29 protein-coding genes and 1 pseudogene are annotated in these 26,373 nt (G+C 60.9%); 13 read left to right on the top strand and 17 right to left on the bottom strand.

Annotated features, from left to right (window positions below):
- The first annotated feature begins 37 nt into the window (after positions 1 to 37).
- Positions 38 to 934, top strand: a complete 897-nt coding sequence (locus FME68_RS08870) for an NAD(P)/FAD-dependent oxidoreductase (RefSeq protein WP_158397307.1) — start codon at positions 38 to 40, stop codon at positions 932 to 934.
- Positions 935 to 949: 15 nt separating this feature from the next.
- On the top strand, positions 950 to 1,906 hold the full coding sequence (locus FME68_RS08865) for an NAD(P)H-quinone oxidoreductase (RefSeq protein WP_158397305.1): 957 nt from the start codon (positions 950 to 952) through the stop codon (positions 1,904 to 1,906).
- Here the strand turns inward: FME68_RS08865 and FME68_RS08860 are convergent.
- Entirely contained in the window at positions 1,903 to 3,114 is a 1,212-nt protein-coding gene (locus tag FME68_RS08860; RefSeq protein ID WP_158397303.1) for an aminotransferase class V-fold PLP-dependent enzyme, read from the bottom strand. The two genes, FME68_RS08865 and FME68_RS08860, sit on opposite strands and share 4 nt — an antisense overlap.
- A gap of 196 nt (positions 3,115 to 3,310) precedes the next feature.
- Here FME68_RS08860 and wzm point away from each other — a divergent pair, with 196 nt between their 5' ends.
- Together wzm and wzt are read left to right on the top strand one after the other, a co-directional pair.
- Positions 3,311 to 4,162: a galactan export ABC transporter permease subunit Wzm/RfbD gene (wzm, locus tag FME68_RS08855; protein WP_070533525.1), complete on the top strand. Its 852-nt coding sequence runs from the start codon at positions 3,311 to 3,313 to the stop codon at positions 4,160 to 4,162.
- 12 nt (positions 4,163 to 4,174) lie between these two features.
- On the top strand, positions 4,175 to 4,972 hold the full coding sequence (gene wzt / locus FME68_RS08850; protein WP_070681585.1) for a galactan export ABC transporter ATP-binding subunit Wzt/RfbE: 798 nt from the start codon (positions 4,175 to 4,177) through the stop codon (positions 4,970 to 4,972).
- Positions 4,973 to 5,083: 111 nt separating this feature from the next.
- Here the strand turns inward: wzt and FME68_RS08845 are convergent, their stop codons facing one another.
- On the bottom strand, positions 5,084 to 5,689 hold the full coding sequence (locus FME68_RS08845; RefSeq protein ID WP_158397301.1) for a GNAT family N-acetyltransferase: 606 nt from the start codon (positions 5,687 to 5,689) through the stop codon (positions 5,084 to 5,086).
- 34 nt (positions 5,690 to 5,723) lie between these two features.
- Here FME68_RS08845 and glfT1 point away from each other — a divergent pair, with 34 nt between their 5' ends.
- Complete coding sequence (glfT1, locus tag FME68_RS08840; protein ID WP_195914099.1) at positions 5,724 to 6,638, top strand: galactofuranosyltransferase GlfT1; 915 nt, start codon at positions 5,724 to 5,726, stop codon at positions 6,636 to 6,638.
- Here glfT1 and FME68_RS08835 read toward each other — a convergent pair.
- Genes FME68_RS08835 through FME68_RS08820 form a run of 4 tightly spaced genes read right to left on the bottom strand, consistent with a single transcriptional unit; the run spans position 6,635 to position 8,833 of the window.
- Positions 6,635 to 7,090, bottom strand: coding sequence for a GtrA family protein (locus FME68_RS08835; RefSeq protein ID WP_049156754.1), 456 nt, complete (start codon positions 7,088 to 7,090; stop codon positions 6,635 to 6,637). The genes glfT1 and FME68_RS08835 overlap by 4 nt on opposite strands.
- A gap of 2 nt (positions 7,091 to 7,092) precedes the next feature.
- Complete coding sequence (locus tag FME68_RS08830) at positions 7,093 to 7,482, bottom strand: GtrA family protein (RefSeq protein ID WP_049156808.1); 390 nt, start codon at positions 7,480 to 7,482, stop codon at positions 7,093 to 7,095.
- Positions 7,483 to 7,514: 32 nt separating this feature from the next.
- A complete protein-coding gene (locus FME68_RS08825; RefSeq protein WP_049156751.1) occupies positions 7,515 to 8,390 on the bottom strand; it encodes a plasmid pRiA4b ORF-3 family protein in 876 nt (291 codons plus the stop codon).
- 20 nt (positions 8,391 to 8,410) lie between these two features.
- Complete coding sequence (locus FME68_RS08820; RefSeq protein WP_046647040.1) at positions 8,411 to 8,833, bottom strand: hypothetical protein; 423 nt, start codon at positions 8,831 to 8,833, stop codon at positions 8,411 to 8,413.
- Positions 8,834 to 8,869: 36 nt separating this feature from the next.
- Here FME68_RS08820 and FME68_RS08815 point away from each other — a divergent pair, with 36 nt between their 5' ends.
- The 5 genes and pseudogenes from FME68_RS08815 (at position 8,870) to FME68_RS08795 (ending at position 16,791) form a co-directional block, all read left to right on the top strand.
- The gene (locus FME68_RS08815; RefSeq protein ID WP_046647039.1) at positions 8,870 to 9,148 is read left to right on the top strand and encodes a hypothetical protein; all 279 of its coding nucleotides are present in this window, start codon (positions 8,870 to 8,872) and stop codon (positions 9,146 to 9,148) included.
- 145 nt (positions 9,149 to 9,293) lie between these two features.
- Positions 9,294 to 10,709 (top strand): decaprenylphosphoryl-beta-D-ribose oxidase, encoded by a 1,416-nt coding sequence (gene dprE1 / locus FME68_RS08810; protein WP_046647038.1) that lies wholly within the window; start codon positions 9,294 to 9,296, stop codon positions 10,707 to 10,709.
- A 14-nt stretch (positions 10,710 to 10,723) separates the two neighbouring features.
- Positions 10,724 to 11,482: a decaprenylphospho-beta-D-erythro-pentofuranosid-2-ulose 2-reductase gene (gene dprE2 / locus FME68_RS08805; RefSeq protein ID WP_049156749.1), complete on the top strand. Its 759-nt coding sequence runs from the start codon at positions 10,724 to 10,726 to the stop codon at positions 11,480 to 11,482.
- 38 nt (positions 11,483 to 11,520) lie between these two features.
- The gene (locus tag FME68_RS08800; RefSeq protein WP_158397297.1) at positions 11,521 to 13,467 is read left to right on the top strand and encodes a galactan 5-O-arabinofuranosyltransferase; all 1,947 of its coding nucleotides are present in this window, start codon (positions 11,521 to 11,523) and stop codon (positions 13,465 to 13,467) included.
- Between the two features lie 31 nt (positions 13,468 to 13,498).
- Positions 13,499 to 16,791 (top strand): annotated as a pseudogene (locus FME68_RS08795) (arabinosyltransferase domain-containing protein).
- A 2-nt stretch (positions 16,792 to 16,793) separates the two neighbouring features.
- Here FME68_RS08795 and FME68_RS08790 read toward each other — a convergent pair.
- Both FME68_RS08790 and FME68_RS08785 read right to left on the bottom strand, forming a co-directional pair.
- Positions 16,794 to 17,603 (bottom strand): alpha/beta hydrolase, encoded by an 810-nt coding sequence (locus FME68_RS08790; protein WP_158397295.1) that lies wholly within the window; start codon positions 17,601 to 17,603, stop codon positions 16,794 to 16,796.
- 14 nt (positions 17,604 to 17,617) lie between these two features.
- Entirely contained in the window at positions 17,618 to 19,534 is a 1,917-nt protein-coding gene (locus tag FME68_RS08785) for a M13 family metallopeptidase (protein ID WP_158397292.1), read from the bottom strand.
- Between the two features lie 42 nt (positions 19,535 to 19,576).
- Between FME68_RS08785 and FME68_RS08780 the strand changes: the two genes are divergently transcribed.
- Positions 19,577 to 20,068, top strand: a complete 492-nt coding sequence (locus FME68_RS08780) for a hypothetical protein (RefSeq protein ID WP_049156735.1) — start codon at positions 19,577 to 19,579, stop codon at positions 20,066 to 20,068.
- Positions 20,068 to 20,910 (top strand): PrsW family intramembrane metalloprotease, encoded by an 843-nt coding sequence (locus tag FME68_RS08775; protein ID WP_158397289.1) that lies wholly within the window; start codon positions 20,068 to 20,070, stop codon positions 20,908 to 20,910. Before FME68_RS08780 ends, FME68_RS08775 begins: the two co-directional genes overlap by 1 nt.
- Position 20,911: 1 nt before the next feature.
- Here the strand turns inward: FME68_RS08775 and FME68_RS08770 are convergent, their stop codons facing one another.
- Both FME68_RS08770 and FME68_RS08765 read right to left on the bottom strand, forming a co-directional pair.
- Positions 20,912 to 21,514, bottom strand: a complete 603-nt coding sequence (locus FME68_RS08770; RefSeq protein ID WP_046647030.1) for a zinc metalloprotease — start codon at positions 21,512 to 21,514, stop codon at positions 20,912 to 20,914.
- A gap of 100 nt (positions 21,515 to 21,614) precedes the next feature.
- Entirely contained in the window at positions 21,615 to 22,220 is a 606-nt protein-coding gene (locus tag FME68_RS08765; RefSeq protein WP_158397287.1) for a hypothetical protein, read from the bottom strand.
- A 361-nt stretch (positions 22,221 to 22,581) separates the two neighbouring features.
- On the opposite strand from FME68_RS08765, the gene FME68_RS08760 reads away from it, so the two are divergent.
- Entirely contained in the window at positions 22,582 to 23,787 is a 1,206-nt protein-coding gene (locus FME68_RS08760; RefSeq protein ID WP_328287790.1) for an HNH endonuclease signature motif containing protein, read from the top strand.
- Between the two features lie 40 nt (positions 23,788 to 23,827).
- On the opposite strand, the gene FME68_RS08755 is transcribed toward FME68_RS08760, so the two are convergent.
- The 7 genes from FME68_RS08755 to FME68_RS13350 are packed head-to-tail and all read right to left on the bottom strand — an operon-like array spanning position 23,828 to position 26,372.
- Complete coding sequence (locus FME68_RS08755; RefSeq protein WP_158397285.1) at positions 23,828 to 24,136, bottom strand: DMT family transporter; 309 nt, start codon at positions 24,134 to 24,136, stop codon at positions 23,828 to 23,830.
- Entirely contained in the window at positions 24,133 to 24,483 is a 351-nt protein-coding gene (locus FME68_RS08750) for a DMT family transporter (protein ID WP_328287789.1), read from the bottom strand. The genes FME68_RS08755 and FME68_RS08750 overlap by 4 nt, the downstream gene beginning before the upstream one ends.
- A 2-nt stretch (positions 24,484 to 24,485) precedes the next feature.
- Entirely contained in the window at positions 24,486 to 24,779 is a 294-nt protein-coding gene (locus FME68_RS08745; protein ID WP_080975120.1) for an MGMT family protein, read from the bottom strand.
- Positions 24,751 to 25,455: a VOC family protein gene (locus FME68_RS08740; RefSeq protein ID WP_070517092.1), complete on the bottom strand. Its 705-nt coding sequence runs from the start codon at positions 25,453 to 25,455 to the stop codon at positions 24,751 to 24,753. Before FME68_RS08740 ends, FME68_RS08745 begins: the two co-directional genes overlap by 29 nt.
- Positions 25,455 to 25,733 carry an RNA-binding S4 domain-containing protein gene (locus tag FME68_RS08735; protein WP_046648682.1) on the bottom strand — a complete coding sequence of 93 codons (279 nt, stop codon included), beginning with the start codon at positions 25,731 to 25,733 and terminating at the stop codon, positions 25,455 to 25,457. Before FME68_RS08735 ends, FME68_RS08740 begins: the two co-directional genes overlap by 1 nt.
- Complete coding sequence (locus FME68_RS13355) at positions 25,714 to 26,031, bottom strand: LysE family transporter (RefSeq protein WP_268865439.1); 318 nt, start codon at positions 26,029 to 26,031, stop codon at positions 25,714 to 25,716. Before FME68_RS13355 ends, FME68_RS08735 begins: the two co-directional genes overlap by 20 nt.
- Positions 26,022 to 26,372: a LysE family translocator gene (locus FME68_RS13350; protein ID WP_268865438.1), complete on the bottom strand. Its 351-nt coding sequence runs from the start codon at positions 26,370 to 26,372 to the stop codon at positions 26,022 to 26,024. The genes FME68_RS13355 and FME68_RS13350 overlap by 10 nt, the downstream gene beginning before the upstream one ends.
- Position 26,373: the final 1 nt, after the last annotated feature.

Genomic DNA, 26,373 nt, shown 5'->3' with positions numbered 1-26,373 from the left:
CACCGCCGCTGGGCCCTCTTCTGGTTTACTCGGGCCCATGCAGACAGTAGATACCCTCATCATCGGCGGTGGCGCGGCCGGCCTTCAGGCAGCACTGGTCATGGTCCGTGCCCGCCGCAGTGTCCTCGTTGTTGATTCCGCCACTCCCCGCAACCGCTTCGCCCACGAAATCCACGGTGTCATCGCCCTCGAAGGCACACCACCGCTTGAGTTCCAGGAGCGCGGCAAGGAGCAGCTGCGCAGCTATGGCGCGCAGATCATAAACGCCACCGTGGATTCCGTCACCGATAATGACCGCACGCTCACCGCCACGTTGAGCAACGGTGAGACCGTCGCTGCCCGCTCCATCATCGTCGCCAGCGGCGTGGACGACGAGCACCCCAACATCCCGGGCTTGGAAGAAAACTGGGGAAATACGGTCCTCCACTGCCCCTACTGCCACGGATACGAGGTGGCGGACAAGAAGCTCGGCGTGCTCTACATCGGCGAGTTCTCCTTCCACCATGCCGCGGTTCTGCGCCAGTGGTCGAAGGACATCACCTTCTTCACCAATGGAATGGAATTCACCGACGAGCAGCGCGCGGACCTGACTCGGCGGGGCATTGCGCTTATCGACGGCCCCGTCACCACCTTCCAAGACGGAAAAGTCCTGCTGGAAAGCGACGAGCATGCCGTCGATGCACTGTTTTACATGCCCATTCCCCGCCCCCACGATGAGTTCCTCGCTGACCTCAACCTCGAGCGCCACAGTCCGCCCCCTGCGATGGGCGGCAGCCTGATCAAGGCCGATCTCACCGGTACCACCAGCCACCCGCGCGTCTGGGCAGTAGGCAACGTGGTCAATCCAGCCGCACAGGTGGCGATGGCCATGGGCCAGGCCAATGCTGCTGCTATCACGGTCAACGGCTTCCTCGTCGAGGATGATTGGATTTAAGTACGGTGGTGTGGCATGAAAGCCATCATTCAGACCAACCTGGAAGACCCACACTCGCTGGAGTTGGGGGAAACCAATAAACCACAACTCCAAGACGGCGAAGTCCTCGTTAAGGTCAAAGCCGCCGGCGTAAACCGCGCCGACCTGCTCCAGGCCCGCGGACACTACCCGCCGCCGCAGGGCGCATCGGAGATTATCGGCCTCGAAGTCGCAGGCGAGGTCGTCGATGCAGGCAACACCGACGTCGAGGTGGGCTCCAAGGTCGGCGCGCTGCTCGCCGGCGGCGGCTACGCCGAGTACGTGGCCGTGCCCCAAGGCCAGCTGCTGCCCATCCCCACCGGCTATTCCTTTGCCGAGGCCGCATCCGTCATCGAGGTGGCCTGCACGGTCTGGTCCAACATCGCTATGGAAGCTGGTCTTACTCAAGGCCAGACCATCCTCATCCACGGCGGCGCGGGTGGCATCGGCACCTTCGCCATCCAGGTGGCGAAGCAACTGGGCGCCACCGTCGCCGTGACGGCTGGCTCGGACGAAAAACTCGAGACCTGCAAGGAGCTCGGTGCGGACATCCTCATCAATTACAACGAGCAGGACTTCGCCGAGGAGCTGAAAAACCAATGTGATGTCATCCTCGACATCATGGGCGCGAAGTACCTCAAGAAGAACCTCATTGCGCTGGCTAAGGGCGGCCACATGGTCACCATCGGCATGCAGGGTGGCACGAAGGCCGAGCTCAACATGGGTATCCTCCTCAACAAGCGCCTGACCCTGCAGGGCACCACGCTGCGCTCCCGCTCGTTGGAGGGCAAGGCCACCATCGTTGCGGATACCGTTAAACACGTCTGGCCTTGGCTAGAGAACGGCAGCGTCAAGCACTACCTGCACGCGACGTATGCGCTTGCTCGCGCCGCCGAAGCCCACAAAGCCCTCGACTCCGGCGAGGTCACGGGCAAGCTCGTCCTCGAGGTCTAAGCCAGCGACGCCACGACGCGGGTGAGGTGCTCGACGTCGTGGTACGTGCTGAACGGGCTCAGCGAAACCGTGACGGCACCGCCGACCTCCTCCACCCCCATCTCCGTGAGCAGCGGGGTGTGCGGGGCGATCGTAATGACCAAGCCATTGTCGAAGAGCCGGCGGTGAATCACATCCGCCGGAACATCGCGCACGGCGAAGGTGAGGCGCGGGAGGCGGTCATCGGAGGCGTCGGCAGCTGCCTCACCGGTCACACCCAGGATGTGAACGGCCGGCAGCGTGCCCAACAAGCTGTAAAGATCCCCGGTGAGATCCTCCATATAGCCGGAGAGAGCTTGCATCGAACGCGTCAGGCGCACGCGGCGCGAACCCCGCTCCCCGCCGGCGAGTTCCGCCAAATGGTCCACCAGGGGGCCAACGCCACCCGCTAAGCCCGCGGAGACCGGGCCAACAACAAGCTCATCGAGGCGGCGGAACATCGCGGTATCGCGGAAGACCAGCGCCGCCATCTGCGGGCCACCCAGCGCGCCCACATCCACACCGAGAATATCCGCCCCAATCGCATCAAAGTCGAGGAGGCGGTAGGGGGCGATCGATGAGACGTCGACAAGCACCCAGGCGCGCGAGCGCTCATGGACCGAATCAATAATCTCCGACGCCGGCGTGACCGTGCCCAGCAGCTCGTGCGCGGCGGAAAAAGCGACGAATCGCGTCGAGCCATCAACCAGATCGGCGTACTGGAAGGCTGGGAGCTCGCCCGTACCCAAATCCGGCTGCGCCCACCGAATATCAGCACCCACGTGCTCAAACGCGCGTGTCATCTCCGGCGAATCAAAGCGGGAAAGCACCACCGAAGACTGGCGGCGCAGCAGCGGGCGCAGTGCAACGCCCAAGGACTGGTAGAGCACCGGCAAGGACGGGCCCAGGATGACCCGTTCCGCCGTGGCACCTGTGAGATCCGCCACCGCCCGGCGCGCAGAGGCATACATGTCAGCCGCGTGGAGCTCCCCCGGATCGTTGTGCGCCGAGTGCGCACCCACGGCGTCCTCCAGCGGCTTCACCGTGGCGGACATGCGGAAAGAACGGGCAACACCAGAGGCCACTCGCTCCGCAATCTGCGGCGCGGCATGCGCGTTCAGGTAGGTCCAACCATCGGACAGACCAGTGTAAAGACCTCGCACGCTGGCGACGTCATACTGTTCCGTCATGCTTCAACCCTTCCTCCCAATGCGGATGAACGCCCCCTACTCTATACGCCCCACCTGAATCTTTCCTAACCCTCGGTTTTCCCAGCTCGCCCGTGTTTTCCCAGGTTAAGGGCGTGTGTGTAGGTGTTTGTGGGACGTGCGCGCTAGGGTGAAGGGCGTGCAAGACAAGAAAAACCTGCGTGACGACGTCGCCCGCATGACCTCCGCGCCTGCACCCGGCGAGGAGCCGGCCTCGCGTTCCATGACCATGTCGGCGGCCTTCGCCGATCTCCTGCAAGGCGCTCGCCAGCGCGAGCTGTGGTTCAAGCTGGGCATCCAAGACATCAAGCAGCGCTACCGCCGCTCGGTGCTGGGTCCGTTCTGGATCACCATCGCGACCGGTGTCATGGCCGCGGCGCTTGGCCTGCTGTACTCCATGCTCTTCCAGATCCCCGTGGCGGAGTTCCTGCCCCACGTGACCGTGGGCCTGATTATGTGGAACTTCATTTCGGGCGCCATCAAAGAAGGCTCGACGGTCTTCATCGACAACGAGGGCTTAATCAAACAGCTGCCCGCGCCACTGTCGGTGCACGTCTACCGCCTGGTCTGGCGGCAAACCCTTTTCTTGGGTCACAACCTCATCATCTGGCTGTTGCTCATTCTTATCTTCCCGCGCCACTTGGGCTGGGAGTTCTTCCTGTTCATCCCTGCGCTAGGACTCTTCCTGGTTAACGGCGTGTGGGTTGCCATGTTCTTCGGCATCATTGCCACCCGTTTCCGTGACGTTGCCCCGCTGCTGGAGGCGCTGACCCAGCTGCTCTTCTACGTCACGCCGATCGTGTGGATGACCAACACCCTGAAGGATCAGGGAGGTGCCGTGGCCAGCCGCGCACGCATCGCTGAGATCAACCCGCTGTATCACTACATGGAGATCATCCGCGCCCCCATGATCGGCGAGCCCGTCGCCGGTTATCACTGGCTCATCGTCATCGCCTGCACCGTCGCCGGTCTGCTCATCGCCGGCCTGGCCATGCGCCAGTGGCGCTTCCGCGTCTCCTACTGGGTCTAGAAAGGATCGTCCATGGTTTCCATTGATACGTATAACGCTTGCGTGGACTTTCCCATCTTTGATGCCAAGTCCCGCTCTCTCAAGAAGGCGATGCTCTCCACGGCCGGTGGCTCCATCGGCAAGAATGACCAGAACGTGGTCATGGTGGAGGCACTCAAAGACATCAACCTCCACCTGCGCGAGGGCGACCGTGTGGGCCTCGTCGGCCACAACGGCGCGGGCAAAACCACTCTGCTGCGCCTGCTGTCCGGCATCTACGAGCCCACTCGCGGCGCCGCCGACGTCCGTGGGCGCGTGGCACCAGTCTTCGACCTCGGCGTGGGCATGGACCCGGAGGTCTCCGGCTACGACAACATCATCATCCGCGGCCTCTTCTTGGGCCAGACCATCAAGCAGATGAAGGCCAAGATGGATGAGATCGCCGAATTCTCTGAGCTAGGTGATTACCTCTCCATGCCGCTGCGCACCTACTCCACCGGTATGCGCGTGCGCCTAGCGCTGGGCGTGGTGACCTCCATTGAGCCGGAGATCCTGCTTCTCGACGAAGGAATCGGCGCCGTCGACGCCGCCTTCATGGCCAAGGCTCGCGTCCGCCTCCAGGACCTGGTGAAACGCTCCGGCATCCTAGTCTTTGCTTCCCACTCCAATGACTTCCTGGCGCAGCTGTGCGATACCGCCTTGTGGATCGACCACGGTCAGATTCGCTCGGTGGGCGAGGTCTCCGAGGTCGTCGGCGAGTACGAAGGCCCCGAGGTGGGCGAGTACGTGCGGGATTTGCGCAAGCGCTTCGATAACGAGGAAAACGCCTAAGTTTCCGTGAAAACAGGCGACAATTCACTTGTTTTCACGGAAACCTTGCTGTTCCTACTGCCCTAGTTGCCAAACTTTTCGGGCCCCAGCGAATGGTCGGTCATACTTTCGTCACTTAGGGCACCTCACCCCAAGCAGCTCGCCCAGCTCCTCGCTCATGCCACTGACAGTCACTGCCGGCCCCGGCTGGTAATCCTCTTTGCGCAGCACTGCTTTGTTGCCGTTGATGGTGTAGCCCAGCTTGCGTGATACCGCCTGGGACGCCTCGTTCCCCGGCTCCCACTCCGAGCGCAGCTGGCGCGCGCCCAAGTAATCAAAGCAGAAGACCGCAACGGCGTGACGAATCTGCGTACCAATACCGCGGCCCTGAAGGTGGTGGTAGATCCACGATCCGGTTACAACCTCATGGTTATCGGGAAAATTCTTCGCCCGCAGATCCACCGAGCCGATGATCTCACCATCAAGATGCACTCCGAAGTCGAGCGACCATTCTTCCGGGGACATCTGCGCGCGGTGCGCCCACCGGAAGCTCGGGTCCGGTTTCTCTTTCAGCCAGGGGAACGTGTACTCCGGAAGCGGCTCACCAAATATCGCAGCGGCGCTAACACCGTGGATGGCGGCGATGTCACTATCGCGCAGCACCCGCAAGGTCAGCTCGCCGACCTGTACGGAAATCCCAAAAGGAGCCCACATCTCTTCAATACCTTTTACAGCCATGGTTAGCATCGTATAGCTCAGCACGGGTGGCACAATGGAACGCATGACTGCCACTCTGTCCCAGGCCGGAACGACGGCCGCTGTGATCGTCACCCACCAGCGCGTGGAGCTGCTGCGCGCCTCCCTTGAACAGGTGGTGAACCAAACACACCCGGTGCAGTGGGTCATCGTGGTGGATAACGGTGCGGAACAATCCGTGGAGGATCTCCTCCACGAACTGGCCGGCGAGCGCGGCGTCTATGTGCCTTCCGAAACCAACCTCGGTGGCGCGGGCGGCTTCGCGCTGGGATTCCTCACCGCACTCGCCCTCGGCGCGGACGCAGTGTGGTGCGCTGATGATGATGGCCGCCCCGCCGACCACCACGTGCTGGAGGAGCTCTACCGCGTTGCGGAAAACAACGCACTCCACGAAGTCTCCCCCGCCGTGTGCAATATCAATGAGCCCGCCAAGCTCGCCTTCCCTCTTCGCCAGGGACTGATATGGCGGCGCTACATGAGCGAATTAGAGGGCGACTTTCTGCCCGGTATCGCCTCGCTTTTTAACGGCGCGCTCATCTCCGCCGAGGCCATGGAGATCATCGGCGTGCCAGATTACCGCCTGTTCATCCGTGGTGATGAGGTGGAGTACCACCGCCGCCTGGTCAACTCGGGCTTGAGCTTCGGCACTGCGCTGACCACCAGCTACCTGCACCCGGACGGCTCCGACGAGTTCAAGCCCATCCTCGGTGGCAAAATGCATACGCAATATCCGGAGGGCGAGTTCAAGCGCTTCTTTACCTACCGCAACCGCGGCTACCTTCTGTGGCAGCGCGGCATGCGCAAGCTGCTGCCGCAGGAATTCGCACGTTTTGGCTGGTTTTTCCTGGTCCAGCAACATGACGTGAAGGGATTCATGGAATGGCTGCGCCTGCACAACCGTGGCCGCAAGGAAGACTTCCGCAGGCCCTAAACCTCAAAGGACTTGCGCGTGCTGCGGAAAATGACCCACCGCTGCACGAAGAAGTTGATGAGTGTTGCCGTGCCTTGCGCAATCACAAACGCCACCGCCAGTGCCCAGGACGAGGGCCACTCCAGGTTGTGGTCGAAAAAGGGGAAGGCCCAGCGGTATAACAAAATATTGATCGCATAGGTCATGGCATAGGTGGCAAACACCGCGGCAAAGCGGCGCTTCGATGCCCGAGCGTTGAAGGTCCACCGCCGATTCAATAAATAAGCCACGAAGGTGCCCACAGCAAAGCCGACAGTTCGGGAGCCCACGTCCCCGAACACCCCTAAACCAATTTGAAAAAGCCAGGTCAGGGAGACGTCGATAAGCGCGGCAATGGCTCCCGTAATGGCGAACTTCGCGCCCTGCGCGTGCAGGGAATTCGATCGTGAGAGGCGTTCGGCGCGACCAGCCATAGTTACTTGCCTTTAAAAATGAATACGCGCTGAATGGCGAAGTTAGTCACCGTGGCCACGCCCTGCGCGATGACGAAAGCGATAGTGTCCTTCAGCGCGCCCTCGAAGCCCAGACTGATCAGCGGAGCGTTGAGCACCCAATACAGGAAGTTCTGCACGGCGAAGGTAGACAGGTACAGCATGCCCACGGCACCGGCGGTACGACCAGATACTTGTGCACCGAAAGTCCAGCGAGCATTGGCTACATACGCGGCGATGGTACCGAAAACCCAGCCTATCGCCTTGGCCAGGGAGCGGTGCAGGCCCAGGTACGTCAGGAAGAGGGTGAGGCCATAGTCGATGGCCGCGGTGAAAACACCGACGGAGACAAAGCGCACGAGCTGCGTCTTCAGGGTGGAAGTAGGTTCAGTCACGGCGGAATACTCTACCCGCGGATGAGGGCGCGGTAAATGTCCAGGCGATCCACGGGTGCGACGGCGTCTTCACCATAGGCGCCGAGGGATGACAAAACCTTAAGCGACGCCGTGCACAGCTCCCGAATCTCGGCACCGCGAAGCTCCTCGCCGTCATCGTCGACCCAGCCCAACGCCGCCATGGCGGTCTCCACCACGGAATCCGTCAGCTCGCGCCCGCCCATGCAGGACAGCGCCAGCGCCATCGACCAAAAGGCGTCCTTGCCTTCGTTTGTTACTTCTCGCGGCAGGGTACGCAGTTGGCGGTACGCCTGAGCATCAATGTTGACTTCGCGATTCAAATCCAAAGCTTGGAGGAGCGGAACGAAGTCATAGAGCCGGGTTCGTTCAATGAGCGCGCGGACGGGACTAACCACCAGATCCAGAACTTCATCAATGGTTTCCTGGCCTGTGAGCTCAGCATTCACGGCGGTGAGATCAAACGGTGTCTGAAAAGATCCGGAGCCACCCACGCACAGAGCCTCCGGCGTGCCGTTATCGCGCGGATAGGTCTCCACCACGACTATCTCGAAATCCCACAGCCCCCAGGCATAATCAATCTGCTCGCCTTCGCGGCTTAAGAATTCGCGCACGGTATGGCTCGGATCGATTCGTTGGCCGCGGGCATCGGTATGTTCAAAAAAGTGCCACGGCGAATTCTCTTGAGGCAGGCCGAAGCAGACCTCGAGAATATGATGAAGCTCTTCCAGCGTGAGTGCATCCGAGAAACCAATCTGGCGGTGCACCTCGGCTTCCGCGCGGACGTTGGACACCTGGCACAGCAGGGTTCGAGCAGAATCACCACGTTTGGCGCGGACCTGCGCCAAATCTGTGACCTGTGAGCTCATGTGCCCCACCATACGCACTTTTAGTTGCGGGCGGCGTTCTCGCGCGCTTCGAGCTCGCTGAGGATGAACACGATGGCGGCCCCGATTCCGCCCCACACCGTCCACGGTTTTGCCACGCCGCGGCGGCGGATAAAGCCAACGATTCCCCGCTGTGCCTTAATCCCCAACCAGCCGCCAACCACGAGCGCACCAAGGCCAACCGGAAGCGCCCACAGCGGCACCTCCGGCTTCTCCGGCTCCGGTTGCCCCTCGTGGCTCTCGGCATTAGTAATGGCCACGAGTGCACCAAAGCCTAAGAAAGACAGGACATAGGCGGACACGAGCGCAGTCTTGTTCTTGATCCAATCTGGATAAGAAGTCATGATCGCCACGGCCGCAGCTTGGGTGATACGTCCGGCGAGGGTGTCATCCAGGGCATAATTGTCTTGCTTGGGAGAAGTCATACCGCACCACTTTAGGCGGGCGGTAGGCTACCGTGCATGTACTCCTCCAAAAAAGAGCACCTCACTCCGGCACAGCGCGCGGCGCAAGATGAGCGCGCCGAGGACGACAAGCGCCACGGGCACTTCCTCGCTACCGAGCACACCTCACTGCCGCTCAATGGTTTTATGACGCGGCTCATCGCCGAGGAACTGCCCATCCTCGACTCCACCTCGCGCGGCCGCGTCTATGAAATCCTGCGTTCTTATGAAGGCCCTGAGATCACCTCGCAGGATGAACTTCCCGAGGAAATCCGGCAGATCATGGATCTGTACTAGCCATAGAAAACCATACAACCGGACGGCACAAATGTTCCGTTTGCTTGGCTTTTGTACCTAATCTCACGTTTTCACTGACGCCACAGGCACTGCCTCCTAGGTAGTGTAGAAAACCGACCCATCACATCGATTTAAAGAGTAAGAGATGGAACTGCATACTACTGAGAAGTCCCTCTACGGTTGGGGCCGCACGGCGGCGACAACCGCCCATGTTTTATCCACCCCGGACGTCGACGTCATTAAGACTGCCGTCGCCCAGGTGGCCGAGGATAACGCTGATAAGCCTTCCCACCTGCGCCGCGGCGTCATCGCCCGCGGTATGGGCCGCTCCTACGGTGACCCCGCGCAGAACGCCGGCGGCCTCGTCATCGACATGCAACCGCTCAACAACATCCACTCCATCGACCCGGAGTCGGGCATCGTCGACGTCGACGGTGGCGTCACCCTCGACCAGCTCATGAAGGCTGCCCTGCCCTATGGGCTGTGGGTTCCAGTTCTGCCGGGTACCCGCCAGGTCACCATCGGTGGTGCTATCGGCCCGGATATCCACGGCAAGAACCACCACTCCGCCGGTTCCTTTGGTAACCACGTCACCTCCATGGAGCTGCTCGTCGCCGACGGCCGCGTACTACATCTGAGCCCAGAGGGCTCAGATGAGGATCCAGAAGGAGATCTTTTCTGGGCCACCGTCGGCGGCATGGGCCTGACCGGCATCATCCTGCGCGCCAAAATCAAGATGACGAAGACGGAAACCGCCTACTTCATCGCGGATACCGACCGCACGGATAACCTCGAGGAAACCATCGCCTTCCACTCCGATGGATCGGAGCACAACTACACGTACTCCTCCGCGTGGTTCGACGTCATCTCCCCGGAGCCGAAGCTGGGCCGCTCCACCATTTCCCGCGGCTCGCTGGCCACGCTGGAGCAGCTGGAGGAGCTGAACCCGAAGCTGGCGAAAGACCCGCTGAAGTTCAACGCCCCGCAGCTGATGACCGTTCCGGATATCTTCCCGAACTTCACCATGAACAAGCTCTCGCTCATGGCCATCGGCGAGGCCTACTACCTCATGGGCGCCCCGGCCCGGAACCAGGTCAAGAACCTCACGCAGTTCTACCAGCCGCTGGATCTCATCGGCGAGTGGAACCGCGGCTACGGCTCCAACGGCTTCCTGCAGTACCAGTTCGTGGTGCCGACCGACGCCGTCGAGCCCTTCAAGGACATCATCCGGGACATGCAGCGCTCCGGCCACTACTCCGCGCTCAACGTGTTCAAGCTCTTCGGCCCGGGTAACAAGGCCCCGCTGTCCTACCCGATGCCGGGTTGGAATGTCTGCGTGGACTTCCCCATCAAGCCGGGCCTGGGCACCTTCCTCGACGATCTGGACAAGCGCGTCATGGAATTCGGTGGCCGCCTCTACCTGGCCAAGGAGTCCCGCACTTCGGCGGAGAACTTCCACAAGATGTACCCGGGCCTCGAGGGCTGGCTCAAGACCCGCAACGACATCGACCCAACTGGCGTCTTCGCCTCCGATATGTCCCGCCGCCTCGAGCTGCACTAGAAAGGATTAACCTCATGCTGAATGCAGTAGGCCAAGCACAACACATCCTCCTTCTCGGCGGCACCTCCGAGATCGGCCTCGGCATCGTCGAGGAATTCCTCGAGCGCGGCCCGGCCAAGGTCACCCTGGCCGCTCGTGCCGACTCCCCACGTATCGCGGAGGCCCGCGCCACCATCGAGTCCCGCGGTGGCGACGTCGAGGTCCTGGACTTTGACGCGACTGACTTCGAGGGCCACCCGGACGTCGTCCAGCGCGCGTTTGAACGTGGCGATGTCGACGTCGCCATCATCGCCTTCGGCACCCTCGGTGACCAGGAGGAACTCTGGCAGGACCAGGCTAAGGCAGTTGCCTCGGCCCAGACCAATTTCACCGCACCGGTCTCCCTCGGAGTCTTACTCGGCCAGAAGTTCAAGGAGCAGGGACACGGCACCATCGTGGCGATCTCCTCCGTCGCCGGCATGCGCGTGCGCCGCTCCAACTTTGTCTACGGCGCCTCCAAGGCCGGTGTCGACGGCTTCTTCATCAACCTCGGTGAGGCCCTGCGCGGCTCCGGCGCCAAGGTGCTGGTGGTTCGCCCGGGTCAGGTGCGCACCAAGATGTCGGCGGAGGCCGGCGAAGCGCCGCTGACCGTTAACGTCTCCGACGTGGCCAAGGCCACCGTCAAGGCAGTGCTCGACGGCAAGCAGTCCATCTTCGTGCACCCGCTCTTTGAGTACGTGTCCTTGGGATTCAAGTTCATCCCGCAGGCCATCTTCCGGAAGCTGCCTTTCTAAAGTTCCGCTATGTCCACGGCGTGTGGGAGACTAAGTGCATGACTGAGTCTCCCGCCACGTCGTCTATGTCCCCCACCGTGGAATATAACGTCGACCGCTTGACGCGTCGCGCCACTCTCGTGGGAATGGCCGCCGCCGCTGTAGGTGGCGGCCTTATCACGCTCATTGGTTTCTTCGCCTTCAAGACGGTCTCCCTGCCGGCGTTCAGCACGTCGATGGTGACCCGCGCATTGAGCACTGCGGGAACTGCGCTCACCGTTCTCCTAGTGGGCGCGTTATGCGTGTGGTGGGTGATTGGCGCCTCCCCGCGCCCCCGCTGGCGAACGTGGCTCACCACCGCTGTGTGTTATATCTCCCCAGCGCTGCTCACGCTGACCAGTATCGGCCTCCCCCTTTCGGCCTCCCGCCTGTGGCTCGACGGCGTCCAGGTAGACCAGGTTTTCCGCACCCAATTCCTGACCCGCGCCACGGAAGCCGGTTCCTATGCGGACATGAACTACGAGGGCCTACCCACCTTCTACCCACTGGGCTGGTTCTGGATGGGCGGGCGCCTCGCAAACCTCCTCAACATGCCCGGCTGGGAGGTATACCAACCGTGGAGCCTCATCTCCCTGGCCGTATCCGGGTGCATCCTGGTTCCCCTGTGGCAACGGCTGTCCGGTTCCCTGCCGGTTGCCACCGCCATTGCCCTCACCACCACAGCGGTGACGTTGGCCATCGGCGCTGAGGAGCCCTATTCCGCGGTCATCGCCATGGGCGTGCCGGCCGTGGCCGTGCTGTGCTCGCATGCTTTCCACAACTCCTCCTGGTCCTCCACCGCCGGAATTGCCATCTACCTGGGAGTTTCCGCCTGCTTCTACACGCTCTATACCGGTGCCGTGGCATTGACCATCGTCAGCCTCATTGCGCTCGTCACCTGCGTGGCCGAACGTACATGGACTCCCCTGATACACCTCGCGACTATCGCGGCCGGTTCTCTGGCCATCGCCGCGATCGCCTGGGCGCCATACCTGCACGCGGTTCTGCATGCCACCGCCCCGCTGGAATCCACCGCGCAGCATTACCTGCCGGAGGAGGGAACCCAGATCCCGGCCCCCTTCCTCTCCTTGTCCGTCATCGGCATTCTCAGCCTCATCGGCTTGATCTACCTCGTCCTACGCATCGACGAGCCCGACATCAGGTCAATGGGCACCGCGATCGTCGGCACCTACCTGTGGATCTTGGCTTCTATGGTCATGACCCTCGCCGGCAGCACGCTGCTGGGCTTCCGCCTCGAGCTGATCGTCGCGGTGCTCTTTGCCGCTGCCGGCATCCTCGCGCTGGCCGACGTCCGCCTCATGGGCCTTCCCACGCTCTACCCGGCACGCTTCACCGAGACCACGAGCAAGCGCATAACCTTGGTATTCGCCATCATCATGGGCCTTGGTGGTATTTACTATGCCCAGCAGATTCCGGCGACGAACGTGACCGCCCTGGACCACGCCTATACCGATACCGACGGCTACGGTGAGCGCGCGGACCGCTACACCAGCGATTCTTCCGCCAACTACGCCAAGATCCGCGAGTTCATCGACTCCCAGGGCTACGACGCCACCGACACAGTTGTCCTGACGGATGAAAAGCTCTTCATGGCGTATAACCCCTACTACGGGTTCAACGCCTTCACCAGCAACTACGCCAACCCGCTGGGAGAGTTCAGCACCCGCAACCTGCAAATCGAGGAGTGGGCCTCGAAGTCCTGGGAACAAACTCCGGAGGAGTTCGCGCAGTCCCTCGAGTCCGCACCGTGGCGCGGGCCCGACGTCCTCATCTTCCGCGGCGACATGGAAGAACCCGGTGACGGTTACAAGACCCACTTGGCGGAGGACATCTACCCCAACCAGCCCAACGTGCGCTACCGCGCGGTGTTCTTCAACCCGGAAGTCTTTGAGAAGGGCTGGGAAGTCAAACAAATCGGCCCCTTCGTCGTCGCGGCCAGATCTTAAAAAGGCACGTCGGTGACGTACACTGATCGCCGTGTCAGATCGGAAAACCTCTTCATTACGTGCACCGCAGTCCCTGCGGCTCACCGCCATCATCGCTGGACTCATCGGGTTCCTCTGCTTTGTGGCCACGCCGCTGCTGCCGGTGAACCAGACCCAGTCCTCCTTCGATTGGCCCCAGCAGGGCTCCCTGCAGTCCATCAACGCCCCGCTCATCTCGGTGGCGCCGGAAGAAATTGATGCAGAGATCCCCCTGAGCGCCGTCGACAAGCTGCGCGATGGCCAGGACCTGCTCTACGGCACCGTGCCCCCGGAGTCCAAGAAGGCCTCCAACCGCGGCATGTTTGTCCGTGCCGGCGAGGGTGGTCTCTCGGTCACCAGCCTCGATGAGGTCATTTTCTCGCTCACGGCCGAGCAAGTGGCGAAGCTGCCTGACGACGCCACCCTCCGCATCCAGTCCACCGGTGACGGCACCACGGTGACCCTGGGCAAGCACAAGAAAACTTCCGATGAGGATCTGCGCCCGCAGGTCACCGGCGTCTACACCGAAATCGACGACACCCCAGAAAACCTCACAGAGCTGGGCGATGACCTCCGTATCCACGTCGAGATCAACTCGCGCTTCACCTCCTCCCCGACACCGCTCAAGCTCATCGCCATGTGGCTGGGCTTGGCCATGGTGGTCATCAGCCTGGTGTGTTTGTGGCGAATTGACCGCCTCGATGGCAAACGTTTCGGCTTCATGCCCGAGACCTGGAAGCAGATCCGCCCGCTCGATGGCGTCGTGGCTGCCGTACTCGGCTGGTGGTATATCTTCGGCGCCAACACCTCCGATGATGGCTTCATCCTCACCATGGGCCGCGTTTCCGATCACGCGACCTACATGGCGAACTACTACCGCTGGTACGGCGTCCCCGAGGCCCCGTTCGGTGCTCCCTACTACGACCTCGTAGCATGGCTGGCGCAGTTCTCCAGCGCCTCCATCATCGTGCGCCTGCCCTCCCTCATCTCGGCGCTCATCATCTGGTTCGTGTTGTCGCGCGAGATGCTCCCGCGCTTCGGTGCCCGCGTCAACGAGCGCCGCTTGGCGCACTGGACCGCGGCCTTCATGTTCTTGGCTTTCTGGCTGCCGTATAACAACGGCATCCGCCCGGAACCCATCGTGGCCCTCGGCGTCATGCTGACGTGGGCCTCCTTTGAGCGCGCCATCTCCAACCAGCGCCTCCTACCAGCGGCCGTGGGCACCATCATCGCCGCCATTACCCTGGCCGCAGGCCCCACTGGTCTTACCGCGGTGGGCATCTTCCTGGTCTGCCTGCCCGCGCTGTTCCGCATCATGGGCACGCGCGCTTCCCAGGTCGGCTGGACAGCCCTCATCGCCCCGTTCCTGGCCTGCGGCACTGCGGTCATGGTTGCCGCCTTCGGGGATCAAACGTTAGCGTCCGTGCTCGAGTCCACTCGCGTTCGTTCCGCGGTCGGCCCGTCCCTGCCGTGGTACTCGGAGTTCGTGCGCTACTCCACGCTGTTTGAGCCCTCCGTGGATGGCTCCCTGACGCGCCGATTCGCCATGTTCACCATGCTCTTCTGCCTGGCGCTCATTATCTACGCTTTCATCAAGGACCACCGCGTCGTGGGCGCGGAGGCAGATCCCACCAAGCGCCTGCTAGCCATCATGGCGCTGTCGGCCTTCTTCCTCATGTTCACGCCGACGAAGTGGACGCACCACTTCGGCATCTACGCCGGTATCGCCGGCGTTATCGCCGCGCTCGGCTCGGTGGTCCTTTCCCAGATCGCCATGCGCTCCCCGCGCGCCCGGACCTTCTCCATCGCCGCGGTGATCTTCCTCATGGCCATCTCCCTGGGCGGCTGGAACGCCTGGTGGTACGTGTCTTCCTTCGGCATCCCGTGGTGGGACCGCACGGTGCAATTCAAGGCTATTGAGGCCAATACCGTGGTGCTCGCCATCGGCATGGTGGTGCTGGCGATTGGCCTCTACCAATCACTTACTCACAACAGCCGGAAGGCTGAGGTGTCCCGCTGGGCAGGCGCCATGTCCGCACCAATCGCAGTGGCCTGCATCCTCATCGTCGCCTTCTCCTGCGCCTCCTTTGCCAAGGGCTACGTGGCCCAGGCGGATTCTTACTCCGTGGGCAAGGGCAACCTGGCCTCCCTACGCGGCGATGTCTGCTCGCTCGCGGATGCCACGCTGGTGGAAACCAACACCAACGACGCTTTCCTCACTCCGGTTACAGGCGAATTCAAAGACTCCCTGGTGGATCCGAAGGAAGACAATTTCGGCTTCGGCCCGAACATGATCAAGGAGGATATTGAACCGGAGAACCTCAACTCGGCGTCGGTAGGCGCCATTGCCAACACCACCGGTGATTCCTCTGCGTCTTCTAACGAGCAAAAGGAGCTCACCGAGACCGAGGAGAAGGCCACCGAGGTCACCGACTCTTCCGCCGGCGGCGTGCGCGGAACCTTGGGCGTCAACGGCTCCGAGATGCACCTGCCCTTCAACCTGGATTACACGAAGGTCCCGGTCATGGGCTCCTACGATGAGTCGCAGCGCTCCACCGCCACCATCACCACGCAGTGGTACAACCTGCCGGAATCCTCAGAAAACTCCCCCATCCTCTCGGTTTCTGCCGCCGGCAAGATTTACCACCACGACGTCAACGGCGTGGAGCAGGAGGGCACCGAGCTCACCCTGGAGTACGGCACCCTCAAGGACGGCAAGGTCACCAACAAGGGTGAGGCCGAGCTTTCCGACGTCGTGCTACCCCCAAGTGGCGCAACCTGCGAATCGAACTGGACAAGATCCCCGACGAGGCCAACGTCGTGCGCCTCGTTGCGGTAGACGATTCCACCGATGAGGATGATTGGATGGCGTTTACCCCGCCGCGCGTCCCGGAGCTGGCCACCATCAACTCCCAGTTCGATTCCTCCACCCCGGCACTCCTTGACTGGTCCGTCGCCCTGCAGTTCCCCTGCCAGCGCACCTTTGACCACTACGCCGGGGTAACCGAAATTCCGCAGTTCCGCATTCTTCCCGACGCCGCCGCGCAAACTTCCCTCACGGACTTCCAGTCCTTCTCCGGTGGTGGCGCGCTGGCAACCGCGGAGGCAGTGAACTACTCCTATGAGATCCCGAGCTACCTCAACAACGATTGGGCGCGGGACTGGGGTTCTATTGAAAAGTACGAGCTGCGCACCAACTCCCAAGGCGAGGCCCCGCTGGAGGCGAAGATCGACCAAGAAATCATTCAGCGCTCCGGCTGGTGGAAGAACTCTGAGATGAAGATTCGCCCAGAGGGCGAGCAATAACCCTACAGGAACTTGGCAGCGTCACGCACCCGCTGGCGCGCCACGGCCGGGGTAGAGATACGGTGCATCGACACGTACTCCGCGGTCTGTGCACCGGGAATCTCCACGGGCTCAGCAATCTCGTCCTGTACTGCGGTCTGGACCAAGATGTCGGAATACAGCCCCGGCAGCTTCTCAACATCGAGAACATAGTCGCCGCGGATCTCCTCCGGCAGCTTGGCCAACGCACCGAAGTCGGGGAAGGTGAGGAGGAGGGCGTCGGCAGGCACCAGCGCTGCGAGCGCCCCACCGGAGGAATATCCCCACACCGTCACGCGGTTGGCCCCATGCTCGCGCGCATAATCGACGGCCGCCTGAACCGACTGAACCATCTCCGCCACGGTGTGCTCGGGCGCCAACGGATAATCCACATCAATGATCGTGGTCCCCGACAGCTGCGCCGCAGCAGCCACTTCGGGCCGCCACTGCATCTCTAGCGCCTTGCCGTCACCGCGCCACCAACCACCGGAGTGCAGCGAGACTGCCCAGCGGCCATTCTGTTCCGAGGGAACAAAGATAGCTCCGACCTCAGAATCCTCAACACGCACCCCCGCCGTGAAGGCAGTACCGGGCAGCGAGTGATCCACCGCGGAACCCAGCACCATCATCGAGGCCTGCACGATGCGATCCGGCAGCAGCGCACAGTAGCGGTCCGCCTCCGGCGAACCTCCACCTGCCCACGGCGGGCGGAAGTCCGGCAGCGGGTAGTGCACCTCCATGTAGGAGGAGAGTTGCTCGAGCTGTTTTTCCGGACTTAGTTGGTAGTCACTCATGGCCCCCAAGGGTACTACCAGATGGTGACGCGCTCCTCTGGGACCAATCCATCCTCGACATCAAAAGCCTCGTAGAACTCGTCAATGTTCTCGGCGATGATGTTGCAGCGGAACTCCGCCGGCGAGTGCGGGTCAATAGCCAAGTACTGCGTAGCCATCTCCGGACGAATAGCAGTACGCCACACGCGCGCCCACGCCAGGAAGAAGCGCTGCAGACCGGTGTACTCGTGCTCTGTCAATTCAGGCTCAGCACCTTCTGCCTCAAAGGGCGCGACCTGACCGTTGATGTCCAGGCCCTTGTCGGCGCAGTAGTTCTTGTAGGCCACCACGGCAATGCCCAATCCGCCCAGGTCACCGATGTTCTCACCCAGAGTGAAGCTGCCGTTGACGCCTGCGGAATCAGTGCCCTCCAGTACCTTGGGCACCTGGCCTTGGAACTGATCCACCAGCTTCGCGGTCAACTTCTCGAAGGCCGCGCGGTCCTCATCCGTCCACCAAGAGTTGAGGTTGCCCTGGCCATCATACTGCGAGCCCTGATCATCAAAGCCATGCCCAATCTCGTGGCCAATCACCGCGCCGATAGCACCGAAGTTCTCCGCGGCATCAGCTTCTGGGTTATAGAACGGCGGGCGCAAAATAGCCGCCGGGAAGGTGATGTCATTGACCACCGGATTATAAAAAGCATTCACCGTCTGCGGGGTGGAGAACCATTCATCGCGGTCCGCCGGCTTGCCAATCTTGGCCAACTCATAATCGTGGTTCCACGCGTTGCCTGCGCGCACATTGGCCACCAAGTCCGCACCCTTCGGCGAAAACTCCAGGTCAGAGTAGTCGCGCCACGTATCCGGGTACCCAATCTTGGCCTTGAACTGGGAGAGCTTTTCCAGCGCGCGCTCGCGGGTAGCCGGGGTCATCCACTCCAGCTGCGAAATCCTCTCGCGGTAGGCGGCGGTAAGGTATTCCACCAGCTCATCCATCTCGGACTTCGAGGACGGCGGGAAGTGCTTGTCCACGAAGACCTTGCCGATTTCCTGGCCCACCATGTTTTCCGCCAACCCGACGGCGCGCTTCCAACGTGCACGCTGTTCAGTAGCACCCGAGAGCTTAGTTCCATAGAACTCGAAGTTCTTCTTACCGATCTCCTCGGTGAGGTAGGGGGCACGCGACAACAGAATGTGCCACGTAGCCCACAGTTGCCAATCCGCCATACGGCCGGCGGTGAACAGGCCCTCGAGGTGCTCAAAGTAGGACGGCATCATGGCCACCACACGGTGCTCCGGCAGTCCCCCACCCTGCAGGATGGCGCGGGTGATGTTGGGCAGCTTGGCGACGTCCACCGGGTTATACGTCTTTACCGCATCACGGGAGGCCACCACATCCCAGTGCCCTGCCGCAATTTCCTTCTCCAGGTTCACGATGCGGGTAGCTGCAACCTCCGCGCCCAGCCCGAAGAGGCGGGCGGGATCTAAGAATCCCAGCATCGCCGCAACGTGCTTCTCGTAGTCAGCGAGCGTCTGCGCGTGAGCTTCCTCGCGGTAATAAGCCTCATCCGGCAGACCTAAACCAGACTGAATAATGTAGGCCACCGCGTCCTCAGAGCCGGAGTCTTTTTCTACCCAGAAGGTCACTGGGGCACCAACGCCCTCGCGCTCCAGAACACCCAGGTTGTGCGCCAACTCCTCCGGATCAGCCGCAACCAGCTTATCCAGATCTTCGGAAAGTGGCGCCGTCCCCGCAGCATTGACTCCCTCAACGTCCATGTGAGAGGAATACACGATCCCGGGACGGCCAGCGTCTTCCTTAACGATCTCGTGGACGAGTTCCTCGGCTTCGTCGCGCAGCGCGTGGAAGGTGCCGTCGACACCGCGATCATCGGGGATAACGTGGGACTCAATCCATGGGCCATTAACAAATTGATACAGATCCTTCATGCACTTCACTCTATGTCAGAAGCACGCGTTAGTGTGGTGTGCATGACTTCTTATCGTTTCCCTCCGGCGAAGATGACGGGACCTTTCTTCGCCGTGCTCGGGGCAACCTTGCTCGTCCTTGGGTTGCCCGCTGTGTTGAGCTTGGCCTTGCCGGAGCGTGAACCTGAAATGGAAGAAGTGGTGCTCGATGACCCTGAGTGGCGCCAACCCATCGAGGGCCTTACGTGCAGCGTAAATCATGATTCCATGGCCAACCAGGCCTGGGACTGCGGCGATACCTTGGTCGAGGCCTATGTCACCGAAGGCGTCGAGGACGATGCGCTCGCCCTGCGCCGCGCCGTGCGCGCAACCAGCTTCGAGGGCATGCCGAAGAAAGAAGACGTTAAAGATGCCGGAGGCATTCTCACTCTTGAAACGGATGGCTTTATTCCGGTCTTCGCCTTCAGCGTGGCTAAAGGCGATCTCAACTATCAGATCGTCTTCTCCAATGGTGACCCGACCGACCTTGCCCAACAATTTATGGAGGCCTTCTGATGAGCAAAATCTTCCGCGTTACCTTGTGGATCATCATTGGTCTCTGCCTGCCGATTTCCCTGATTAATCTGCTCGGCATTTTCTTCGTGGCTCCTCTGCCGGGCCTCGTTAGCTTGATCCTCGGCGTCGGTTTCTTGGCGCTGGGCCTGTTCCTGTGGAGTCGCAGTCCGATGTGGGCAAGGCCGGGGAAAGGGTGGGCGTCGGCAAGCGTGCTCTGGGGAGCCGGCGCTGCTGTGACCTTGGCGCTGCTGTCAGCCTCCCCACTGACCGACCTCTCCGTGGGCCTGGGCTGGGAGGAATCCATGATGTCCTGGGCCGGTGCTTATCCGGAAGAATTTGCCAAGGCCCTCGGCGTGGTCTTCATCCTCCTCAGCTTCCGACAGCTCAACCGGCCTTGGCACGGCTTCATCGTCGGTGCGCTCGTGGGCTGGGGCTTCGAAGTCCTGGAAAACAGCCTGTACTCCGCGATGGGTGCACTGATGCACCCCACCTCAGACTGGATCGGCATGCTCCAGATGTGGGGCCTGCGCCTTGTTGCAGGCCCGTGCCTGCATATGTGTTTCTCTGCCATCGCAGGTTTTGGCATCGGCTGGGCTATCTACGCCGCGCATAAACCATGGTGGTGGTGCCTCGGCATTGGCGTGGGCGCGCTGTTTTTCTCCTTCTGTCTCCACTTCGCGTGGAACTACATGTGGGAGGAAACCTGGCAGCTCGTCACGCAGTATGTCCTCGTGGCGCTCATCATGTACCCGACGGTCATCTACCTGGGAATCCGCGCTCACCGCCTGGCCAAGACCGACGACACCTATTCGCATTCGCCGGGCGCGGCCAGCCTGCGGTGAACTAGTCGAACTGTCCTTGCAGGACAGCCACCGCATCGAGCGGAGTCACATGATAAGAAATGGGATTCTGGTTCGCACCGGCCATGAGAGCGTGGGCGCAGGAGTGACCCGCGCCCATCATGTGGCCGAGCTCGTGGGCGATAGTGCCTTGGAGCGCCTCTGGGTACTGAGCGTTAGCGGTCTTGATGAAGAGCATCCCATGGTCCGGGTAGGCCGTACCTTGGACGTAACCGTTCGGTTCCGGCTTGTAGATGATGGCGATGGTGTCTTCATCAGCCTCGGACGGCGCTACTTCCTTAAGCGAGGCCTTCCCGTCGAGCGCGTCGTTCCACTCAGCTACCGCGGCATCGAGCTGCTCGCGGTAGGGGAAATCATCCGCCACCTTGTACTTAAGGACCCCGCTCTGGAAGTAAGAAGGAACGGAATCGGCATCGCGCAGAATAGACGGATCCGGAACGGGCTTTCCTTCATTTGCCAACTTGGTAATGGTGGCACACGTGCCTGGGGAAATAAGCGAACGGGTTTGGTCGCTCTTCGCAGTCGCTGCTGGGGCAGCGCTCAAAGCTGCAACAGCAATGGTCAAAATGGACAACGTCTTGCGCATCAGAAATACCTTTCGGGCTAGCAACTGCTTCGTTGACAGCCGAGAATATATTGATTTCTTAGCAAGCGCAAAGGTACTTCTTAGCTTATTTCCTGGTTGGTCAGCACACCTGCGACGAGCTCGGCACAGCGCGCTTCAGTTCCGCACACGCCCTATCGCGCGCATCTTGGAGGGGCGTCGGCAAGCTCGGCGCCTGCGGAGAAACCTCCACCGCACCGAGAACATCCGTCGTGAGATCCGCCGGGGAACCATAGGTATTAGCCGCCACACTATAACCCGGACCAAAAGAGGCACTCGCGTGAACTTGGCGATCATCCGACCACCCAAATTTCGTGCCGATGATGCCCGGGATTCGTGCGGTGCCAAAGTCCTGGCGGTAACCGTCGGCCGCCGTGGGCGCTGCCGTCGCCATGCCCTTCGTGATCGGCGCGGCAACCGGATCGCCAGAAATCACCCCGATGAAGCGCGTGAGATCCTCCGGCGCGCCGTACTTCAGCACCCACATGCCAAGGTATAGCTTGGCCAGGGATAGCGCGGCGCGGGACTCATGGCCATTTCCGGTAGAGACTGAGTTTCCGTCGGCATAACGCACGGTCATCTGGGTGCGTGGTGGAACCTTTTCAGGATCGAACGTCAGGGCATGGGCGGGTGGCGCCGTGAGAGCCGCAAGAGCAAGGCCAACGATGAGCGGGGTAGGTTTCAGCACGTGCATAGATTAACTCAAGTCACAATTTTAACAACCCCTAGTGAGGGCGCATTAACCAAACATACGTCCCACTCCAGGGGACTTCCGCGCGGCCCACATCGAGCGGGAGACCGACTGAAACCACACCTCGCCAGCATCTGTCATCTCAATTGTCTCCCCTTTAACAACTTTTCTTCCGGGGTAGACATCGTCGAGGGTGTGGCATAAACTCGTTTTCGAAAAGGGTTTCGAACAGTGGGGGGTTCGGATCCTCTCAGTAATTCACTAAAGAAAGAGGGGGGTTGCGCGTTTCGTGTCTTCCACTACAGATGTTGTTAATGCGTCCTATTTTTCTCATTCCAATCCAAATGATCCAGTCTGCGTGGCAGGTCAAGGTGTACGCCAGGCAGACTATGAATTCTGGTCCAGCGTTCTTCCCGCACTTGACGAGGACGCCGATACTGCTTGCATGCGCCTTGGGATAAAGACCGGTAAATCTGCTGGCGCGGTAGCCCGCATTATCATGGGCCTTCACCGCCTTACCGAGCTTCCTCAAGTAAAGGCTCTGCAAGATGCCAACCATTTGCTGGATTTAGCGGCTTTGATTGCCATCGATCAGGTGATGGCTAAACTAGGCCAGCCTTCAAAGGAGGTGGTCGCCGCAATTGATGCCTCATTAGCTCGGTGGTTTACCCCGACTAAGCCGAATCAGGTATTTCCCACCACCGCGCAGATTCGCCGCCGGATACGCGACCTCGTCAAAGTTCATGATGACTCCATCGCCGTGGAGGATAAGCGCCCAAAGAATCGGTACTCCATGATGACCCGCGCCCAGCGCGCCACCCTAGAACTCGAGGTAGACAGCAGCGTCGGAATCATCATCCATGAAGCAATTAAGGCAGCAGCCGAAAAGCATAAGGTGTCCATGGCGGAAGCGCTGATCCTCCTCACTACCGGAAAGGTGGAGCCAGAAGCTGCCCGAGTAGTGCTCCACACATATAAAGCCGACGATGTAGAGGACGCCCCGGTGTACGTAGAAGGACATGGCTGGCAAGTGGGAGACATCCCGGCTCAATCCACAACGGTGAGAGATTTGAGCACCAAGCCGGAGGCCTCTAAGAGCTACGGACCAGCCACGATGGTTCGCAAATACGTTGAAGGCCGCGATGGCACCTGCCGTGCCGCTGGTTGCGGAATGCCGGCGTGGTTGTGTCAGTTAGACCACCGGATTAACTACGCCGATGGTGGGCCAACGCATCCGGACAACATGGTGGCGTTGTGCCAGCACCACCACAATATGAAAACCGATGGACGGGCCTTTTATATCTTGGACCCGGATACCGGGGATGTGGTCTGGCTTTTTGAGGACGGAACTTGGGCAATCACAGAGCCTTCCGGGCCACTGGCTCCTAAGCGCAAGCGCTGGGCACGGACCATTGCACAAGATATTGAAGGATATCGCACCAGGAAGCATCGCGAGGCTCAGGAGCTTAAAGCCGAGCTAGACAAAGAACAACGAGAAGCCGCACGCCAAACAGAAAAGGCGAAGAACAAGAAATCTGAGGGTGGTGAGGAAATCCCCTTCTAGGAAGGATTCGTCGTTTACAACGACGAATGGGAGAGCCCTTCTACCCCATGTCGACTAGGAGCACTCCGCCAATGATCAACGCGATCCCTAAGCCCTTAAGCCAAGTGAAAGGCTCGCGGAAAAGCATGAAGGATAAAAGAGCAGTAAGCGCCACGCCACAGGCAGTCCAGATTCCATAGGCCACACCTAGCGGTATGCCCTGACGGAGAGCCAACGACAAGAAAACATAGGAGGACACATAGGCCACGACGACCCACGCTACCCACGCCTTCTGCCCATGAACGGCCAGCATACGCAGGCCCAATGTACCGGCGACTTCGATGAGGATGGCAAGGGATAACCAGATCAAGGATCCACCTCCACGAGCGTGGTCTTCGGTTCCCTGCCGCCCATTTCAACGCAGACCACGCCGACGATGATGCACCCCATGCCCACCAACATGAGCGGCGTGAGCTGTTCGCCAAAGAGGTACGCGGACAACCCTGCGGTAAGCACCACGCCGGTTGCGCCCCAGATGCCATAGGCCGCACCCACGTGCATGCCGCAGCGCAACACTTGGTGCAGGGCGGAAAAAGCGACGACGTAGCCCGCCACCACCACGACATAGACCGCGGGGTGCTCTAGCGCCGCCTTGAGGCATAAAGTCGCCACCACCTCACTGATGATGGCAGTGGTCAAAAAGAGCCAAGCGCGCACTTTCACCCTCCCAGATCCGCCGCATCCAGACCGCACTTCGAAAGGATCACGCGGTCCCCACGGTGTGGGATACCTTCTTCATCCCAATGGACTTGGGCGGCGGAAGTGTGGGCGCGGCCGGTACTGTTAACCACCCGCCACCAGGGCAGATCTGTGCTTTTCGACATCACCCAGCCCACATACCGCGGGCCGACGCCCGCCACTTTTGCGATCTCTCCGTATGTGGAGACATTGCCGGGCGGTATGCGGCGCACGACCTCCGTAACCCTAGAGTTCGATGGGTTCTTCGGGGGCATCCTCGACCTCACACAAGGTCAGAGTCGCGCCCGTGGAATCCTCGATCAGGCACAGGCGGCCGAATGGTGAATCGTGGGGCTCGCGAATGATTTTTCCGCCGTTATCCACCACAGCCTTCGCCGCTTGGTCGATATCCCGCACGCCCAGGTAGGTTTGCCAGAAACTCGGCAAGCCCTCCGCGTGCCAGAACCCGGCAAAGGCAGCGCCTTCCTCCTCTGCAACCGCGTAGTGCTCATCACCACGGATTTCCCAGTCGAAGAGCTCGCCATAAAAGTCCAACGTCGAGTGGAAATTCTCCGAGACCGTCAGCTCGTGCCATACCGGGGTCCCCGGCTCGCCGCCAGCAACGAAGCGGTCGAGCTCCGGCTGCGTCAACCCGAACATCGCACCACTGTTGTCCAGAACAAGCGCCAACGGAGCGCCTAAAGCAAGAATCTTGCCGCCGAGTTGTTCTACCCGGGCGCAGTCGGCTTCCAAGTCACGGGAAAGGAAGTACGTTGCCCAAGTGTCTTGGCCAGGGACGATCTCCGCGATCGGCAGGCCCTCCAGACGGGCAATGCCCTCTTCGAATTCCCAGCCCAACACGGCGGAATAAAACTCCTCGGAAGCCTTCACGTCGGAGCTAGCCAGAGTAATCCAGTAGGGCATTCCTACTTCTGCTTCAAAGGCGGGCATTAAAGGTTCCTCCACTTCTCCGGGTCAAAGTCATCATCGGCGGTGGCCTCATCAAAATAATCGTCGTCGTCTTCGACGACGCGGGCGCAGGTGTCGGAGACACAGATGACGTCGCCAAGCGCCAGCGTTGCACCGCGCTGCTTAGTCACTTCCCCATTGACGGTGACCTGGCCTTGCTCGATAAGTTCTTTGGCCTCACCCCCGGTGGCGACCAAGGAGGCCAGTTTGAGGAACTGGCCGAGCTTGATGGATTCTCCCTTAATTGAGACTTCTAGCATGCTGACCAGCATACCCAGCGGCTGCACTGAGCAGTCCCTCCACCAGAATGATGACGCCAAGCAGGGCAAACACTACGCCACTAAAGATATCGACACTGGCGGAGTTCTTCGCCATCCACTTCGACACCGCACGAGTACACAGCGCGACACCAACAAAAATAATGAGGCTTTCTATAACCAACACAGAACCAACCGTGGCATTGGCGCTCAAGCCCATGTCCGGATCGATAAAATTGGCAAAGATAGCGCCGAAGAAGATCAGAACCTTGGGGTTGGACAGGTCGCTGACTAGGCCCATGCGATACGCCGTGCCGAGTCTGATGATGCCGTCCGAGGTGAACCGCGCGGTTGGGGATTCATAGTTGCCGGTGCACGGCGCTCTTTGATGCCACCGCTGATGGCAGAAAAAGCCATCCACAGCAGATAGCTGCCGCCGGCGACCTGCAGCGCCACTAGGATTTCCGGATGCGCCGAAATCAATGCGGTCAGCCCCGCTAGCGAAGCAACGGTCCACATCATCAAGCCGGTGGTGCTGCCGATTGCGGCCCACACCGCCGCGCGCGTAGAGCGTGCACCCAAACGAATAATCTGCACCACGTCTGGTCCCGGCGAGGCCATCGCCGCGAACCACACACCCATT

The sequence above is a fragment of the Corynebacterium hiratae genome (genome assembly GCF_009708045.1).
Taxonomy (GTDB): domain Bacteria; phylum Actinomycetota; class Actinomycetes; order Mycobacteriales; family Mycobacteriaceae; genus Corynebacterium; species Corynebacterium hiratae.
This window is presented reverse-complemented; position numbering and strand designations above follow the sequence as displayed.

What these genes read in the sequence shown, in the direction of transcription:
- FME68_RS08870 (WP_158397307.1), top strand. Translation starts at nt 38, where the DNA reads ATGCAGACAGTAGATACCCTCATCATCGGCGGTGGCGCGGCCGGCCTT.
- FME68_RS08865 (WP_158397305.1), top strand. Translation starts at nt 950, where the DNA reads ATGAAAGCCATCATTCAGACCAACCTGGAAGACCCACACTCGCTGGAG.
- FME68_RS08860 (WP_158397303.1), bottom strand. Translation starts at nt 3,114, where the DNA reads ATGACGGAACAGTATGACGTCGCCAGCGTGCGAGGTCTTTACACTGGT.
- wzm (WP_070533525.1), top strand. Translation starts at nt 3,311, where the DNA reads ATGACCTCCGCGCCTGCACCCGGCGAGGAGCCGGCCTCGCGTTCCATG.
- wzt (WP_070681585.1), top strand. Translation starts at nt 4,175, where the DNA reads ATGGTTTCCATTGATACGTATAACGCTTGCGTGGACTTTCCCATCTTT.
- FME68_RS08845 (WP_158397301.1), bottom strand. Translation starts at nt 5,689, where the DNA reads ATGGCTGTAAAAGGTATTGAAGAGATGTGGGCTCCTTTTGGGATTTCC.
- glfT1 (WP_195914099.1), top strand. Translation starts at nt 5,724, where the DNA reads ATGGAACGCATGACTGCCACTCTGTCCCAGGCCGGAACGACGGCCGCT.
- FME68_RS08835 (WP_049156754.1), bottom strand. Translation starts at nt 7,090, where the DNA reads ATGGCTGGTCGCGCCGAACGCCTCTCACGATCGAATTCCCTGCACGCG.
- FME68_RS08825 (WP_049156751.1), bottom strand. Translation starts at nt 8,390, where the DNA reads ATGAGCTCACAGGTCACAGATTTGGCGCAGGTCCGCGCCAAACGTGGT.
- FME68_RS08820 (WP_046647040.1), bottom strand. Translation starts at nt 8,833, where the DNA reads ATGACTTCTCCCAAGCAAGACAATTATGCCCTGGATGACACCCTCGCC.
- FME68_RS08815 (WP_046647039.1), top strand. Translation starts at nt 8,870, where the DNA reads ATGTACTCCTCCAAAAAAGAGCACCTCACTCCGGCACAGCGCGCGGCG.
- dprE1 (WP_046647038.1), top strand. Translation starts at nt 9,294, where the DNA reads ATGGAACTGCATACTACTGAGAAGTCCCTCTACGGTTGGGGCCGCACG.
- dprE2 (WP_049156749.1), top strand. Translation starts at nt 10,724, where the DNA reads ATGCTGAATGCAGTAGGCCAAGCACAACACATCCTCCTTCTCGGCGGC.
- FME68_RS08800 (WP_158397297.1), top strand. Translation starts at nt 11,521, where the DNA reads ATGACTGAGTCTCCCGCCACGTCGTCTATGTCCCCCACCGTGGAATAT.
- FME68_RS08790 (WP_158397295.1), bottom strand. Translation starts at nt 17,603, where the DNA reads ATGAGTGACTACCAACTAAGTCCGGAAAAACAGCTCGAGCAACTCTCC.
- FME68_RS08785 (WP_158397292.1), bottom strand. Translation starts at nt 19,534, where the DNA reads ATGAAGGATCTGTATCAATTTGTTAATGGCCCATGGATTGAGTCCCAC.
- FME68_RS08780 (WP_049156735.1), top strand. Translation starts at nt 19,577, where the DNA reads ATGACTTCTTATCGTTTCCCTCCGGCGAAGATGACGGGACCTTTCTTC.
- FME68_RS08775 (WP_158397289.1), top strand. Translation starts at nt 20,068, where the DNA reads ATGAGCAAAATCTTCCGCGTTACCTTGTGGATCATCATTGGTCTCTGC.
- FME68_RS08770 (WP_046647030.1), bottom strand. Translation starts at nt 21,514, where the DNA reads ATGCGCAAGACGTTGTCCATTTTGACCATTGCTGTTGCAGCTTTGAGC.
- FME68_RS08745 (WP_080975120.1), bottom strand. Translation starts at nt 24,779, where the DNA reads ATGCCCCCGAAGAACCCATCGAACTCTAGGGTTACGGAGGTCGTGCGC.
- FME68_RS08740 (WP_070517092.1), bottom strand. Translation starts at nt 25,455, where the DNA reads ATGCCCGCCTTTGAAGCAGAAGTAGGAATGCCCTACTGGATTACTCTG.
- FME68_RS08735 (WP_046648682.1), bottom strand. Translation starts at nt 25,733, where the DNA reads ATGCTAGAAGTCTCAATTAAGGGAGAATCCATCAAGCTCGGCCAGTTC.
- FME68_RS13355 (WP_268865439.1), bottom strand. Translation starts at nt 26,031, where the DNA reads ATGGGCCTAGTCAGCGACCTGTCCAACCCCAAGGTTCTGATCTTCTTC.
- FME68_RS13350 (WP_268865438.1), bottom strand. Translation starts at nt 26,372, where the DNA reads ATGGGTGTGTGGTTCGCGGCGATGGCCTCGCCGGGACCAGACGTGGTG.